The following is a 15,355-nucleotide window of genomic DNA, read 5'->3' on the forward strand; positions in this document are numbered from 1 at the left end:
TGGTAGTTACAAATCCTCTTATCAGTTTATTTTTATGTAATTTAAAAATCTCCTTGTGTTATATCTCAAAATGGATCAAACCCTATAATTTTCCTAAATCAAAAATCAGGTAATAAACGAGTTGATTTTCCCATATAAATAGTTAAATAAATTGGAATAGCAAAAAGGAGATGTTAAAATTGCTTACGAAAGAAAATAAGAGGACTTTCTTTTATCTAATCATTTTTTGCTTGTTTATAGTACAAAGCATAATTCCTTCAAAAGTATTTGCAGATGATAATTCAAATGTCATAAATACAGATTCCATTAGAGCTAAAGTTATACAAATAGTATCTACTAAGAAAGAGAATGTTAATGCAGGTGACAAAAATATTGTTGTTGAAGACCAGACATTAAAAATACAAATTTTAAGTGGAAAACATGAGGGTGAAAATGTTATTATAAAAAATACTGTAGATCCATCTAAGCAAGGAAATTTGGTTTTTAATAAAGGAGATCAGGTATTTCTATCTATAAGTGAGGATAGTAATGGTAATATAACTTCATCTAATATTTATCAAGTTGCAAGAGATAAACCACTAGCTTATTTACTTATATTTTTTATACTTTCTATGATATTAATTGGAGGAGGCAAAGGATTCAAATCTATAATAACACTAGCATTTACTTGTTTTATGGTAATAAAAGTGTTTCTGAATCTAATTTTACAAGGATATAATCCTATTATTATTTCAATATTTGTGTGTATTTCCATAACTATTATATCTTTGGTTATCGTGGGAGGAATAAATCGTAAAACACTTTCAGCTATTATTGGGACAAGTAGTGGAGTAGTCATATCCGGAATTATATCATTTATATTAGTCAATACAGCAAAAGTTTCCGGAGTGGGTACTGAAGAAGCTCAGCTGCTAATGGATGCTCCACTTAAACATGTACTTGATTTTAAGGCCATTCTATTTGCAGCTATACTCATAGGAGCTCTTGGAGCTGTAATGGATGTAAGTATATCCATAGCATCAACTATGAATGAAATAAAACAGGCAAATCCAAGAATTAGTACAGGAAAACTTATGAAAGCTGGAATGACTGTAGGCAGAGATATGATGGGAACTATGGCTAATACTTTAATTCTTGCATATATTAGTGGTTCTATATGTCTGGTGCTAGGCTATTTAGCCAATAACAGTAATTTTTTAGATATAGTAAATCAGGACATGATTGCCTGTGAAATTATTAAAACATTGGCTGGAAGTATAGGATTGGTTTTTACAATTCCAATAACAGTTATTGTGTGTTGCATTTTAGGTGATTGAGATGAAATAAATTTCATATTAAATAAATCTCCCTATAATTGAAACAAGTAGGTACTGTTTCTACTATAAAAATTCTAAATAAACTTAAACAAACATCATCATGTTTGTTTTTTTTATGGATAAATATATTGACTTCCAGGTTTCTGATTAGGTTCAATTTTTTCAACTATTATCAAAGGCATTTCTTCAGCTTTATTTGAATCTGATCCTTTGAACATAGTCGTATCTATTTTACCTTCAATTTTAACCCACTCCGATTTATCTAGGGCTTCAGCACCATCGTATTGTGCCATAATTCCTACAACTTGAGCATCTACAGCGCAGCATGTCATCATCATCCTTGCAATCACAAATTGATTTTTGTCAAAACTTTTATCCTTGAATACAAAGCCTGTAATTTCTACTTTTTTACCTTTATAGTAATTAAGATTTGAAGAAATATCATCTAAAAGTTTATAATATGTGGGATCCTCAAAAACAGCTACTCCATTTTCTATATAATTTTTTCTCTGAGCCACTAGAGACTCCTGAAAGCTATCAGTAGAATTAGCATTTGTATTATTTGATATATTCGCGGTAGTATTGTTAGTACTACTTAATGTGACACCTTTATCGCTAGCAATGCTTGGAGCAAATCCTTTTGCGGTAAATCCTAAGATAATCGGTATAAAGAATAGAATGTATCCTATTTTAAGTTTATTGTTTCGGCTTATCTCAAATATTCTTTTAAATTGCCCAAACATCAGTATTATCAATCCACAAATTGATGCCATGGTGTATTTTACCATTCTTGGATGCAAAAAAGAATTTATTTTCCCAGTTTTGATCAAGTATGAAAAATATATGGTGAAACCTGCTAAAATAAGAAACCAGACAAACTGACTTTTGTTAAATCTTTTCATTTATATACCCCCAAGCATTGCCAATATATTTATTGAAGTTCCCACAATAAGACATAAGAAGAATATGTATATAATGAGCCTTACTACAAATCCTTTTTTAAACGTTCCACTCAGCATCAAAGTATTTTTAAGATCAATCATAGGTCCCATAATTAAAAATGCCACTAAAGATCCAATAGCAAATTGGCCTAGAAAAGATTTTGCAATGAAGGCATCTGCCGAAGAACAGATTGATATAAAAAATGCCAGGATTATCATTACTACTACTGAGAGTATTTGGTTTTCTCCGAAAGACGTTAAGAAATTCCTTGGTACCACAGTTTGAAATGTTGCCGATAAAAATGCCCCTACAATTAGATATTTACCTATATTGTATAATTCTGTATTAGCCTGATTTAGAATAATTACCAGCTTATTCTTGTTTTTTTGATGATTATATCTGCTTCCACATCCGCAGTAGCATTCATTATTTAGTTCGATATCTTCTGTTAAAATGACATTCTCATTTTTGAATACAATGCCTATCATAATACCAGCCATAATCGCGCAAATTAATCCATATCCTGCTCTGATAAGCACTACTGAGGGTTTGTTATAAAAAGCATAGTAGGTTGAAAGTAGTACAATAGGATTGATTATAGGAGCTGCAAGCATAAAGGTAACTGCAATACTTACCGGTACTCCTTTCTTTATCAATCGTTTTACTATTGGTACTATTGCACACTCGCACACCGGAAAGATAAGCCCCATAAGTGAAGCAAGTATAAGGCCAATGAATATATTTTTAGGAATCCATCTTGCAATCATATCTTCGGAAACTAAAACTTGAATTATAGATGAGATAAAAGCTCCAAGCATTATAAAGGGTATTGCTTCAAGTAATATGCTAATGAATATAGTTGAAAAATTTTGAAGACTGGACCTTGGAATTCTAAAATATTGTACTATTCCGATATCATGTATTAGTGCTATCATAAATAGAATTAGAATTATAAAAATTAATACATTTGTAACTCTATCTTCCATTGGTAATATTTTTAACATTTTCAGTACCTCTCTTTAGCTGGATAACTGATTTCTCAAGTATAGACCTACTTTTTTCATAAAACCTTTATATAAAATGTTTTTTTCATTTAATACTGCACTTAGATCTGTTATATTCGAAACAGGCATTATAAAAGCATCCGTGTTGAATTTTTCTAATTGTTTTAATATACTATTGAGTTTTTCTTCCGAAATACTTTTTGTGTTATTAAGAATAATGAGGTTGCTGTTATAAATAGAGTCCAAGATAAGAGTACCCATGTTATTTAGAAACAGTTCGTATGTAATACTATCTATAATATTGTAAATACTTAATAGCTTGCACAATTTTGATATTTCGCTTTTATCAAGCAAGTGAAGCAGCTCGTTAATATTTCTACTCCCGTTATGCTCTATTATTATTCTGTGTGGATTGTAAAGGTTAATAGCATATCTTAGATATTCACTTTTAAGTGGTTTAAGTGCTTCATATTTCTTAGTAATAACTTCAGAGCCTTCTTTTATATCCACTCTAATGTTTTTTTCACCCTGTTCGCATTGTATTATCAGGACTTTTTCTTTTTCTATAAGAGTATTTTCTAATAGAGCATTTATAAAAATAGTCTTTCCGGCCCCCAAAAATCCTGCTACTATTTCAATATTTGATCTAAATATCATACAATCACCTCACTGTTATATGGAAAAAAGACTCATTAGTTCATCTTTTTTTAAATCACTTCCTATAACGCATATACGACCTGTATAATCAGGGGATGTATCCTTTACTTGAAATTCTTCTGGTACATAATCAAATTGTACCCATTTATTATCACTTACCTGAACTATTCCTTTGGCTCTTAAAACCGTACCATATTGCTCAGAATCTTCTAATCTTGAGAATATATTTTTTAAAATCACTTCACTAAATATCTTAGGAGTTTCAACACCCCATGTATTGAATATTTGGTCAGCATGATGATTTTTCGCAATTCTAAAATTTAAGTTCCGTGCTGGTTTTTTTAGAAGATTTACTTTTTCATTTATATCGAATTTAGCATCATTTTCTGCAACCTCTACTATCGTGTTAGCATTTAATCTATCCCAAGGAGTTGTGATGATATTTGCATTTTGATTTAAATTACGTATTGCAGCAGTAATCTTTTCCAATCTGTCCATAGCTATCTTTTGAGTCCTGCTTAAAATTATTGTCTTTGCATTTATTATCTGATTTCTATAAAACTCACCAAAATTAGTAATATACATTTCATATTTTAAAACGTCAACCAATGTAATTATCATGTTCAATTTTACACTACTTCTCATGTCCTCGCTGTTAATACTATTTAAAATTTCAGAAAGCTTTCCCACACCTGAAGGCTCTATGATAATCCTCTCAGGCCTATACTTTTCAATTACTTCCTTTATAGCTTTCTTAAAATCGCCAGATATTGAACAGCAGATACAACCTGCATTGATTTCTTTTACTTCAATGTTTGTTCTCTTTAGTATACTTCCATCAATACCAACTTCACCGAATTCATTTTCAATAATAACAATATTGTCGCTATGTAACTTTTCATTGATAAGCTTTTTTATAAGCATTGTCTTACCTGCTCCTAGAAATCCTGAAAAGATATCTATCATCGTTTTCACATTACCACCCCTCTCCTAATATGAAATTCTAAATGAATTTTTCATAAAAGTAAATACAAATCATTAGCATTTAATTTACAAAATTTTCAACATAAAATTCCATATGGAATCCTGGGTAGATAAAATCTTAAATTCTGTTAACAATAAAAATTTAATTGTAGTGAATGCTTCAAATGGTTCAACTCCAATTAAAAACATCGACAGTAATGAGTTGAAAGAGCATGGTCAGTATGATCCTCACCTATGGATTAGTTTAAAAGGTGCTGAAAATGAATCTAAAAACATAAAAAATGCTTTAATCAAAGCTGATCCTTCAAATAAAGCATTTTATGAAAATAATTATACTAACTTTTCAAAACAACTTAATGCTCTTTACAATGAATACAATAAAAAATTCCAGACAGTTAAAAATAAGAACTTTGTAACAGGGCATGCTGCGTTTGCATATCTTTGTAGAGATTATGGCTTAAACCAAAATAGTGTGGAGGATGTATTTGCTGAGGGAGAACCTTCTCCCCAAAGATTAGCAAAGTTAGTGAATTACTGTAAGCAATATAAGATAAAAACTGTATTTGTTGAAGATATGGTAAGTCCTAAAGTATCTAATACTCTTGCCAAAGAGGTAGGTGCTAAGGTGGAAAAAATATACACAGTTGAAAGTAAAGAAGATAATAAAGATTATATTCAAAGTATGAAAAGTAACTTAGATATGATCTACAACAGCCTAAAATAACCTGATAATTTTTGTATTAACTCTAGAATTGACATTAATGTACAACATGTCTTCATTCGTATTAGTTTATAGGGGTAATGGTATATAGCCATCCCCCTTATATAGGATAAAGAATTGTAGGTGTAACTGATATTAAGCTTGACCGGTAAACGTTAGATACAAAAGCACTGCATTTAGTACTATTATTATAGTAGCTATTACAACACCCAAAAACCTTACAGAACCTTTATTAGCTAATGTACCCATCAAGTCTTTTCGTTTAGCTATAGTTAACATTTGGATAATCGGGAATGGAAGAATGAAGCTAAGTGCTACTTGGCTTAAAACGAGAGCATACATTGGATTAATTCCAACTGCAATGATAACTAAGGCCGGCAGCATGGTTATAAGCCTTCTAATATTTATCGGTATACTTAAGTTAACAAAGCCCTTCATAATTGTCTGTCCTGCTAGGGTTCCAACAGCAGAAGATGACAATCCTGATGCAAGCAGTGCTATTCCAAATACACCACTAGATAGGGAACCTAGCAAGGGTTGTAATGACTTATGTGCCTGTTCTATTGTATCAACTGTTATCCCATTTTTGTAAAATACGGCAGCAGATACTACAACCATTGCCGTATTAACAATAAAAGCAATATTCATAGCAATGGCAACATCAATTTTTTCCATCTTTAAATGTTTTAATTTTCCCTCATCAGATAAATCTGTGCTTCTATATTGAACTAAATGTGAGTGTAAGTATATAACATGTGGCATAACTGTTGCTCCAAGCATACCTACTGCTATTAATACGGCCTCACCATTAGGTAGCATAGGAACTATTGTATGAATTCCCACTTGAGCCCAATTAGGTTTTGCAAGAAATAATTCTATTGTATAGGCAACACTGATTACTGCCACAAGTACTGATATTATGATTTCAATAGTTTTTTGACCATACTTTTCCATATAGCAGATTACAAATGTTATTAATCCTGTAAGAAGCCCTGCGTATATCATGGGTATTCTAAATAATAAATATAATCCTAATGTACCGCCAAGAAACTCAGCTAAATCTGTTGCCATAGCTCCTAACTCTGCAATGATCCAAAATATCCAGTTTGTAGGTCTTGAAAATACTTGAGCACACATTTCAGGGAGGTTATGACCTGTAGCTATTCCTAACTTAGCAGACATGATTTGTAAAAATATAGCCATCAAATTACTACATAAGATAACCCAAATGAGAGTATAATTAAATTTTGCCCCTCCACTAATATTGGTAGCGAAGTTTCCAGGATCTACATATGCAACACTAACAACAAAAGCTGGTCCTAAAAACTTCAGTAATTGTCTTATGCTAATTTTCTTTTCTATTTCTTCATTATTAAATTCTGTTTTTATATTGATATGTTTTGGTGGATTTAAACTTACATCAATTAAAGTTTTTTCATTCTGCATTGAAAATATCACCTTTCTCCTCCGTATATATAATATGTTGTACACGGATAAAATAATTATTTAAAGTTAACCTTTTTAGTCTAGGTTAACTTTATTTTTACAGTATAAATTATGCATTTAGTTATAAAATGGTTACTTTAAAAGTAATTTTTTATTTCATGATGCATATAATTTATTAGGTATACTATAAGCTGAGGTAGGTGATGATATTGAATAATAATTATTTCTACACTTTTAGTGAATATATGAAAAATGAAGAAAGTTCACTTAGTGCTTCTATGCAGGACTATCTTGAAATGATATATAGATTATCAGCAAGCACAGGTTTCACAAGAATTCATGAACTCTCAGCTGCACTTAATGTACAGCCACCCTCAGCCACCAAAATGGTACAAAAACTAGCTGAACTAAACCTTTTAAAATATGAAAGATATGGAATTCTAAAACTTGAAAAGGATGGAAAACGTCTTGGAAAAGCATTGTTGAAACGACATAACATTATTGAAGAATTTTTAAATATATTAGGGGTACCTGAATCAGAAATTTTAACAGAAACTGAGAAAATCGAGCATACTATAAGTAAGAAAACAGCAAAGTGTTTTGAAAATTTTATAAAATTTAGTAAAGATAACCCTGATATAACAGCCAAGTTTAAAAATCATATTAAATCTAAAAAGTAATTCTATGTTTTCTTATATATAGAAAACATAGCTCTCATGTATCGTTCCGGACAAACTAATGATAAAAATTTAACTTTAAAATCAAGGAATATTTTTCAATTATATCTCTTCAATTAAAAATAATAATTACCCTAAAAACTTGTAAGTTATTGCTTTAGTCTTTATATTTGTGTATACTTAAATTAAATTTAATATTCTAGATTATAGGTGACTAAAATATAACTTATTTTAGTCTAAAAGGGAAGTTGGGTGAAATTCCCACGCGGTCCCGCCGCTGTAATAGAAGAGTCCTTATATAATACCACTGGTAAGACTGGGAAGGTTGTAAGGACAATGAGGCTTAAGTCAGAATACCTGCCTATAATACTACACCAACAACTCTACGGAAGATAGGGAGGTGACTGAAATATTTTTATTGACTATAGTTATATTTAAGCCTCTTAATCGTTTAGTTTAAGAGGTTTTTATAGTTCTCAAAGTTAGGTGGGTATTAGTTTAAGTATCAATAGAATATTAACTTTTTATAAGATATTATTTAAAGATGAATTGGAGGTTTTTATAATGCATATTGAAGATGGTATTTTATCTCCCCAGGCATGGGGAACATGGTATGGCATCACTGCTGCATTTGTTATCCCAGGCATTCGAGAAATCAAAAAAAGATCTCAGGAAAATTTATCGTACAAGCCTTTTTTAGCTATGACTGGTGTGGCTGTATTTGTTATATCAGCCATGCACTTGCCCGTTCCTGTAACCGGTTCCTGTTCTCATCCATGTGGTACACCACTGGCAGCTATTATTATAGGTCCTTTTGCTACTGCTGTTATTTCAGCTATTGTTCTCTTTTTTCAGGCTATATTCCTAGGACATGGGGGTATTACTACCATTGGGGCTAATACCTTTTCTATGGGGATTGCAGGAGCTTTGCTGGGTTATTTATGCTGGAGAGTATTAAGACTTGCTCGCAGCCCTATATGGTTAGCTGCTGGAGTAGCCGGATTAATTGGAGACTTAGCTACATATTTAGTTAGTGCTTTAGAACTTGCAATTAGTTTACATGGTAATGTTCCTCTAGTAAAACAATGGATGATATTCTTTATGGGTTATGCACCTACTCAACTGCCACTTGCCATAGCTGAAGCTGTATTTACTGCGGCAGTTCTACAAGCAATGCTTAGCAGACGTCCTGACTTACTTCCAAACATACTAACTGACGAAGAAAAAGAAAAGCTAAGGGAGGCGAGAAAAGTTGAACTCAATAAGTAAACATGAAAGACAATCTGTTAAATGGTTTGATAAATATACTAAGATATTACTCGCAGTAATGTTTGTAATCTTACTTTTTATATTTGCATCAGGTAAATACATGGATAGGCATAAGATGGAAGCAGGTGGAACGGATGATAGCGTTAATAACATGGCTTCAAAAGTAACCAAAATAGAACATCATCCATTTATAGAACTGCCTGGTGATGCCGAAGTAGGAGCCTTCTCAGTAGCAAACTTTTTTGCTGGATTGATTGTTGGTCATCATTGGGAAAAACTATTTGGTGAATCAGCATCAAAGAAAAAAGAAGCTCATTTAGAGGAAGAGTAGACTATGGATATCTCTCGTTTTAGTAAAATCTCTGATAGAGATACCTTATTACATCGTTTAGACGGAAGGGTTAAGACTGTAATTTTTTTAAGCGGTATTATAATTACCACCCTTCTTTTCCATTGGTATTTGGTAGTATTTCTTTGGGTGGTTACTTTATTTGCCTTTAGCATTTTAAACCTACCCTGGCATAACTTACTCACAAGATTAATTATGCCTTTTGGGATAGCATGGCTAGTTTTCTTTAGCTTACTTTTTACTAATGGTAGTCATATTTTGTCTGTTATTTATATAGGCCCAATCCATATGAAAGCTTACAAGGAAGGCTTACAACTTGGAACTTTGATGTTACTGCGTATTATGACAGCTGTTACTATGTGCTGCGTTCTATCATTTAGTACACCTATGATTGAGATTCTGGAAACACTAAGGATATGTAAGATTCCTGGTATAATTGTGGATATAGCCGATATGATGTATCGATATGTTTTTATTATTCAGGAGACAGCACATAACATGAGACAAGCTCAACTTAGCCGCATGGCTGGTAATTTATCATGGGTACAGAAAGCTCGTGATACTGGAATGGTTGCAGGATATGTTCTAATTAAATCTTTTGATCGTAGTGTAAAAATATATAATGCCATGCTATCAAGAGGATATACTGAAGAGAGTATTACTTCAGATTATTTTATTAATACAATTCCTAAAAAAGATCTGTATTTTGGAATTGTAGCCATTGTTTTGCTAATTACTTTAGTTATTCTAAATATAAGTATTTGAAGAAAGGACTAGAATATGGAACTAGTAAATGTATCTCAAGTCAATTATAAATATAGTGACGGGTTTGTAGCACTTAATAATGTTAATATAAAAATACATGAAGGAGAAAAAATTGCTATAATGGGACCTAATGGTGCAGGCAAATCAACTCTTTTTCAACTTTTTAACGGCTTACTGCAAGCTACATCAGGTACCGTTACTATTAATAATTTAAAAGTTTGTAAAAAAAATTTACCAGAAATCCGTCGTAATGTTGGTATGGTTTTTCAAGATTCAGATGACCAGCTTTTTTGCTCTACAGTACGTCAAGAGATTGCCTATGGATTAATGAATATGCATGTCTCACGAGAGAGTTTAGATACATCTATTTCCTGGGCCTTGGATATAGTAGGTTTGAACGGATACCAAAATAGAAGTCCCCATAATTTGAGTGGAGGAGAAAAAAAGAGAGTAGCCATAGCTAGTGTTCTAGCTATGCAGCCCCAAATTTTAGTCTTAGATGAACCCACTGCCGCCTTGGATCCACGCGGTGTAAGCAAACTTATTAAATTATTGAATTCCATCAATCGTGATTTAGGAATTACTCTAATTTTTGCTACTCATGATGTTGATATTGTTCCATTACTTGCTGATAGAATATATCTTTTAAGTAAAGGAGAACTTGTTTTAAGTGGAACTACAACAGAAGTATTTAGTAATAAGAACACTCTGCGTGAAATTGACTTGAGATTACCAAGGGTAGCTCATTTAGCAGAACTTCTTGCACGTGATGGTGCTTTAAAGATGGATAATATGCCTTTAACTATTGGACAGGCAAGAAACCTTTTAGAACACAATAAATAAAAATTATCATATATGGCTAGTTTAACCAGAATCGTATTATATTTTATTTATGATTGAAGGAAAGTAACAATGAATAAATCAAAACTTTATCCTAGTATGACAGCATTATTAGCATCAATTTTATTTGGTGCAAGTACTCCTATAACAAAAATACTTTTAGGTCAAATTGAGCCTATTCCTCTTGCTTCATTTTTATATCTTGGTAGTGGATTCGGGTTGTTTATTTTCCAAATTATTGCCTTAATGACTAAGAGACAACCTATAAATGAAGCACCTTTGAAAAAGAAAGACTTTATATGGCTCTTAGGTGCAAGTGTTGCAGGTGGAATTATTGCACCTATTATTTTGTTAGAAAGTCTTAAAATAACCCCTGCTTCAACTGCTTCATTATTGTTAAATTTTGAAGCAGTTGCAACTACAATTATTGCAATAGCATTTTTTAAAGAAAATGTGGGGAAACAAATTTTAAGTGCAGTAGCATTAATTACACTTGCAAGTATTATTTTATCATGGAATTTTAAAAATGAATGGGGTTTTTCAATAAGCTCTTTAGGAATAATTTTGGCTTGTTTTTGTTGGGGAATTGACAATAATTTTACAAGGAATATTTCCTCCAAAAATCCATTTTCTATTGTTACACTAAAAGGAATTATTTCAGGTTCATTTTCTCTTGTTTTATCTATAATATTAAAAAATCAAATACCAGACTTGAAAGTTATAACAATTGCTATGATTATTGGTTTTTTCTGTTATGGTTTAAGTATTGTATTATTCGTATTTGCCATGAGAGATTTAGGAAGTACAAGAACCAGTGCATTATTTGGGACTGCCCCATTTATTGGATGTATTTTGTCTTTTATTTTACTAGGTGATATTCCAAGTACTATGTTTTTTATATCACTCCCCATTATGATTATTGGAGCAGTACTTTTACTAAAAGAAGAACATAATCATAAGCATATACATGAAGTAATTCAACATGATCATAGACATAATCATAATGATTTACATCATTATCACCAGCATTCTGGTGAGGAAACCATTATACGGGGTTATCATTCACACTTACATACACATAAGGCAACAGAACATATCCATCATCATTCACCAGATATTCACCATAGACATGTACATTAATTTATAGGGCATAATGATTAAAAAACACTTGCGATTTTAATAAATTCAGACTTTTCAGCTGACACTTACATTTTTTAAGTATTAGCCAAAATTCTTGTTTAGTCGAGTAATATTTTACATTTATAAAGGTAATAATTGTATATGATTAAATCATAAACGTAGATTTCTGTGATATGTTGGTAAAAGAAAACCAGATACAGGATTCATAAAAAAACTGTAAAGCATTGCTTTAGTTTTTATATTTATGTATACTTAGATTAAATTTAATATTCTAGATTATAGGTGACTAAAATATAACTTATTTTAGTTTAAAAGGGAAGCTAGGTGAAATTCCTATACGGTCCCGCCGCTGTAATAGAAGAGTCCTTATAAAATACCACTGGTAAAACTGGGAAGGTTGTAAGGATAATGAGACTTAAGTCAGAATACCTGCCTATATTTATGTACTATCTACTCTACGAGCGATAGAGGGGATTGTTAAAATGATGAGTTTACTTATTTTTTATGATTGAGTAATCTTTATTTATGATTCCTTTTAGCATATCAGTTAGAAGGATTTTTATTTTATAATAAATATTTATATAATACGCAGCCCTATAAATATTGAAGGATATGCAGAACAGAATAATTATATGTCATAAAAGGATTAAAAACATGAGTAACAAAATATCAAAGGTTATAAGTAGAAGTATTGCTGAAGAATTAGAGATAGAAACTGGAGATATCTTAATTAGTATAAATGGTACTAAAATTAAAGATATAATAGATTACAAGTTTCTATTGGCAGATGATTACATAGAAGTTGAAATAGAAAAGAAAAACGGAGAGATTTGGACTTTAGAAGTTGAAAAAGAATGTGAAGAGGATTTAGGAATCGAATTCGAAAAGGGAATTATAGATGAAGCTCGGAGTTGCCGTAATAATTGTCTTTTTTGTTTTATTGATCAGTTGCCAAAGGGAATGCGAAGGACCTTGTATTTCAAGGATGATGATTCAAGATTATCTTTTCTTCAAGGAAATTTTGTAACCTTAACAAATATGACTGATGAGGATATAGACAGAATTATTAGATATAGAATCAGTCCTATAAATGTTTCAGTACATACAACTAATCCAGAACTCAGAAAAAAAATGCTAAATAACAGATTCGCCGGAAATATTTATAAAAGGCTCGAGAAATTAGCAGCTGCAGGGATTAAAATGAACTGTCAAATAGTATTATGTCCTGGGTACAACAATGGAAAAGAATTAATTAAAACAGTTAAGGACTTATATAAATTATATCCTTCTGTTGAAAATGTGGCAGCAGTGCCAGTTGGTGTTACTAAGTTTAGAAAAAATCTAAATGAAATAACCTTATACAATGCTGAAAGTGCTAAAGCAGAACTTAATAACATTAGTAAGTTCCAACAGAAAGCTTTAAAGAAGATTGGAACTCCATTCATTAGGTTATCGGATGAATTTTATGTGCTATCAGGAAGTGAAATTCCAAATACTAAATTCTATGGAGAATTTGATCAGATTGAAGACGGTATAGGAATGATTAGGTTTTTTAGAGATAGTATTACTAAAAATCTAAAAAACCTTAAAACGAAGGGGAAAGGTTCTTTTACCTTAATTACAGGTGTTTCAGCATATAATGAAATATTATGGGCTGCAAAAGCTATTGAAGAAAGAAATACTGAGGTTAAAATAAACGTTCATAAAATTATAAATTATTTTTTTGGTGAAACAATCACTGTAGCTGGTTTGTTAACTGGACAGGATATTATGAAACAAATACAAGCTGATAGTGTTTTAAATTATATAATAATGCCTAGAAATATGTTTAAAGCTGGAGAAAACATAATGTTGGATGATGTTACTGTAGATGAACTAGAAAAATATTTTAAGAAAGATATTTTAATATGTGATTATACAGGTGAAGACCTAATTCAACTTATTAATGATAATATTTAATCTGTAGAAAATGATTATATCAAAAATATAAATAAAGTATAAACTAAAAAATGTTTTATTAAGAGGGAGGGAAGTATAAGATGACATTACAGCAACTAAAATACGTAATTAAAATTGCAAACTGCGGATCAATTAATATTGCTGCTAAAAAGCTTTTTATTACTCAACCGAGTCTTTCTAATGCAATTAGAGAGCTTGAAACTGAACTAAATATAAGTATTTTTCAGCGTACAAACAGAGGAATTAGTGTTACAGTTGATGGAGCAGAATTTTTAGGTTATGCACGACAAGTGGTTGAGCAAACAGAATTATTAGAAAAACGATATATTAATACAAAGCCTTCAGCACAGCATTTTTCTGTATCAACTCAGCATTATGCCTTTGCTGTTAATGCTTTCGTTGACTTAATAAAAGAATATGGAAATGATGAATACGAGGTTAGCTTAAGCGAAACGAAAACTCATGAAATTATTGATGATGTAAAAAATCTTCGAAGTGAAATAGGAATCTTATACTTGAATGAGTTTAATTCAAAAATCCTAAACAAAATGTTTAAGGAAAATAATTTAAAATTCACAAAGCTATTTGTAGCAAAACCACATGTGTTTATTAGTGTAAATAACCCTCTTTCAAAGCAAAAACGAGTAACTATTAAAGATTTAGAGAATTATCCTTATTTATGCTTTGAGCAGGGAGAATATAATTCATTTCACTTTTCTGAGGAAATTCTAAGTACTCTTTCTCACAAAAAAAACATCAGAGTTAGTGATAGAGCAACTCTTTTTAATCTATTAATAGGCTTAAATGGATATACTATCTCAACGGGAATTCTAAGCTCTGATTTAAATGGAAATGATATCATTGCAGTACCTCTAGACGTTAATGAAAAAATAACAGTTGGTTGGATTTCACATAAAAGTATTACACTTAGCCAACTTGCAAATGTCTATATTAGTGCACTGAATGATATTATTTTAAAATTCGGGGTAATTGGAGCATTCGTGACATGAAGTGCAAAGCAGCTTGTAAATAATGGTATATTGTAGCTGTTTAGAGTAATTTACAGCAATCAAGAATTCTAAATTTAAAAATTTTACTAAAGTCTAAGACGTTCCAAAAATAGAAAATCACCTATCAAGGTGAAATTTGCCCTAAAATTAAAATTAGGTGTTTTAAGAACTGGTCAAAAGAAATTTAGTGTCTAAGTATCTGACGTATGGACATATATATGGTTATAACAAGTTAATCTTCTAAAAATTTCAATAAATACTTTCATGGAGTGCTGC

General features: G+C 31.0%; 14 protein-coding genes, 1 pseudogene and 2 riboswitches. Of the genes and pseudogenes, 10 read left to right on the forward strand and 5 right to left on the reverse strand.

The genetic code is table 11. The annotated features are described in order from the left end of the window. Positions 1-170: 170 nt before the first annotated feature. Positions 171-1,316, forward strand: a complete 1,146-nt coding sequence (locus tag ACJDU8_RS15430; protein ID WP_406793046.1) for a YibE/F family protein — start codon at positions 171-173, stop codon at positions 1,314-1,316. A 113-nt stretch (positions 1,317-1,429) separates the two neighbouring features. Here ACJDU8_RS15430 and ACJDU8_RS15435 read toward each other — a convergent pair whose 3' ends face one another. Genes ACJDU8_RS15435 through ACJDU8_RS15450 form a run of 4 tightly spaced genes read right to left on the reverse strand, consistent with a single transcriptional unit; the run spans position 1,430 to position 4,885 of the window. Then, positions 1,430-2,218 carry a TIGR03943 family putative permease subunit gene (locus tag ACJDU8_RS15435; protein ID WP_406793047.1) on the reverse strand — a complete coding sequence of 263 codons (789 nt, stop codon included), beginning with the start codon at positions 2,216-2,218 and terminating at the stop codon, positions 1,430-1,432. Continuing rightward, positions 2,219-3,262 carry a permease gene (locus ACJDU8_RS15440; RefSeq protein ID WP_406793048.1) on the reverse strand — a complete coding sequence of 348 codons (1,044 nt, stop codon included), beginning with the start codon at positions 3,260-3,262 and terminating at the stop codon, positions 2,219-2,221. It abuts the gene before it with no gap. Positions 3,263-3,277: 15 nt separating this feature from the next. Next, positions 3,278-3,919 (reverse strand): GTP-binding protein, encoded by a 642-nt coding sequence (locus ACJDU8_RS15445; RefSeq protein WP_406793049.1) that lies wholly within the window; start codon positions 3,917-3,919, stop codon positions 3,278-3,280. A gap of 15 nt (positions 3,920-3,934) precedes the next feature. After that, on the reverse strand, positions 3,935-4,885 hold the full coding sequence (locus tag ACJDU8_RS15450) for a CobW family GTP-binding protein (protein ID WP_406793061.1): 951 nt from the start codon (positions 4,883-4,885) through the stop codon (positions 3,935-3,937). Between the two features lie 106 nt (positions 4,886-4,991). Here ACJDU8_RS15450 and ACJDU8_RS15455 point away from each other — a divergent pair. Further along, positions 4,992-5,627: pseudogene (locus ACJDU8_RS15455) on the forward strand (metal ABC transporter solute-binding protein, Zn/Mn family); the annotation flags it as partial. Positions 5,628-5,759: 132 nt separating this feature from the next. Here the strand turns inward: ACJDU8_RS15455 and ACJDU8_RS15460 are convergent. After that, complete coding sequence (locus tag ACJDU8_RS15460) at positions 5,760-7,070, reverse strand: Nramp family divalent metal transporter (RefSeq protein ID WP_406793050.1); 1,311 nt, start codon at positions 7,068-7,070, stop codon at positions 5,760-5,762. Positions 7,071-7,279: 209 nt separating this feature from the next. Here ACJDU8_RS15460 and ACJDU8_RS15465 point away from each other — a divergent pair, with 209 nt between their 5' ends. From ACJDU8_RS15465 to ACJDU8_RS15500, 8 genes are all read left to right on the forward strand, one after another. Beyond that, positions 7,280-7,750 carry a metal-dependent transcriptional regulator gene (locus ACJDU8_RS15465; protein ID WP_406793051.1) on the forward strand — a complete coding sequence of 157 codons (471 nt, stop codon included), beginning with the start codon at positions 7,280-7,282 and terminating at the stop codon, positions 7,748-7,750. 188 nt (positions 7,751-7,938) lie between these two features. Beyond that, positions 7,939-8,126: riboswitch (cobalamin riboswitch) on the forward strand. Between the two features lie 185 nt (positions 8,127-8,311). Then, positions 8,312-9,016, forward strand: coding sequence for an energy-coupling factor ABC transporter permease (locus ACJDU8_RS15470; RefSeq protein ID WP_406793052.1), 705 nt, complete (start codon positions 8,312-8,314; stop codon positions 9,014-9,016). Continuing rightward, positions 9,000-9,347: a hypothetical protein gene (locus tag ACJDU8_RS15475; protein WP_406793053.1), complete on the forward strand. Its 348-nt coding sequence runs from the start codon at positions 9,000-9,002 to the stop codon at positions 9,345-9,347. The genes ACJDU8_RS15470 and ACJDU8_RS15475 overlap by 17 nt, the downstream gene beginning before the upstream one ends. A 3-nt stretch (positions 9,348-9,350) precedes the next feature. Next, on the forward strand, positions 9,351-10,130 hold the full coding sequence (cbiQ, locus tag ACJDU8_RS15480; protein WP_406793054.1) for a cobalt ECF transporter T component CbiQ: 780 nt from the start codon (positions 9,351-9,353) through the stop codon (positions 10,128-10,130). A 15-nt stretch (positions 10,131-10,145) separates the two neighbouring features. Continuing rightward, the gene (locus tag ACJDU8_RS15485) at positions 10,146-10,973 is read left to right on the forward strand and encodes an energy-coupling factor ABC transporter ATP-binding protein (RefSeq protein WP_406793055.1); all 828 of its coding nucleotides are present in this window, start codon (positions 10,146-10,148) and stop codon (positions 10,971-10,973) included. A 69-nt stretch (positions 10,974-11,042) separates the two neighbouring features. After that, the gene (locus ACJDU8_RS15490) at positions 11,043-12,110 is read left to right on the forward strand and encodes a DMT family transporter (RefSeq protein ID WP_406793056.1); all 1,068 of its coding nucleotides are present in this window, start codon (positions 11,043-11,045) and stop codon (positions 12,108-12,110) included. A 263-nt stretch (positions 12,111-12,373) separates the two neighbouring features. Continuing rightward, positions 12,374-12,561: riboswitch (cobalamin riboswitch) on the forward strand. Positions 12,562-12,764: 203 nt separating this feature from the next. Then, on the forward strand, positions 12,765-14,069 hold the full coding sequence (locus ACJDU8_RS15495; RefSeq protein ID WP_406793057.1) for a DUF512 domain-containing protein: 1,305 nt from the start codon (positions 12,765-12,767) through the stop codon (positions 14,067-14,069). 80 nt (positions 14,070-14,149) lie between these two features. Continuing rightward, on the forward strand, positions 14,150-15,079 hold the full coding sequence (locus ACJDU8_RS15500) for a LysR family transcriptional regulator (protein WP_406793058.1): 930 nt from the start codon (positions 14,150-14,152) through the stop codon (positions 15,077-15,079). Positions 15,080-15,355: the final 276 nt, after the last annotated feature.

Origin of the sequence: Candidatus Clostridium eludens (genome assembly GCF_045310515.1) — a bacterium.
Lineage (GTDB): Bacteria > Bacillota > Clostridia > Clostridiales > Clostridiaceae > Clostridium_B > Clostridium_B eludens.

Excerpts from the sequence above, each read along its gene's own strand:
- ACJDU8_RS15430 (WP_406793046.1), top strand. The coding sequence starts at position 171 with ATGTTAAAATTGCTTACGAAAGAAAATAAGAGGACTTTCTTTTATCTA.
- ACJDU8_RS15435 (WP_406793047.1), bottom strand. The coding sequence starts at position 2,218 with ATGAAAAGATTTAACAAAAGTCAGTTTGTCTGGTTTCTTATTTTAGCA.
- ACJDU8_RS15440 (WP_406793048.1), bottom strand. The coding sequence starts at position 3,262 with ATGTTAAAAATATTACCAATGGAAGATAGAGTTACAAATGTATTAATT.
- ACJDU8_RS15445 (WP_406793049.1), bottom strand. The coding sequence starts at position 3,919 with ATGATATTTAGATCAAATATTGAAATAGTAGCAGGATTTTTGGGGGCC.
- ACJDU8_RS15450 (WP_406793061.1), bottom strand. The coding sequence starts at position 4,885 with ATGATAGATATCTTTTCAGGATTTCTAGGAGCAGGTAAGACAATGCTT.
- ACJDU8_RS15460 (WP_406793050.1), bottom strand. The coding sequence starts at position 7,070 with ATGCAGAATGAAAAAACTTTAATTGATGTAAGTTTAAATCCACCAAAA.
- ACJDU8_RS15470 (WP_406793052.1), top strand. The coding sequence starts at position 8,312 with ATGCATATTGAAGATGGTATTTTATCTCCCCAGGCATGGGGAACATGG.
- cbiQ (WP_406793054.1), top strand. The coding sequence starts at position 9,351 with ATGGATATCTCTCGTTTTAGTAAAATCTCTGATAGAGATACCTTATTA.
- ACJDU8_RS15485 (WP_406793055.1), top strand. The coding sequence starts at position 10,146 with ATGGAACTAGTAAATGTATCTCAAGTCAATTATAAATATAGTGACGGG.
- ACJDU8_RS15490 (WP_406793056.1), top strand. The coding sequence starts at position 11,043 with ATGAATAAATCAAAACTTTATCCTAGTATGACAGCATTATTAGCATCA.
- ACJDU8_RS15495 (WP_406793057.1), top strand. The coding sequence starts at position 12,765 with ATGAGTAACAAAATATCAAAGGTTATAAGTAGAAGTATTGCTGAAGAA.
- ACJDU8_RS15500 (WP_406793058.1), top strand. The coding sequence starts at position 14,150 with ATGACATTACAGCAACTAAAATACGTAATTAAAATTGCAAACTGCGGA.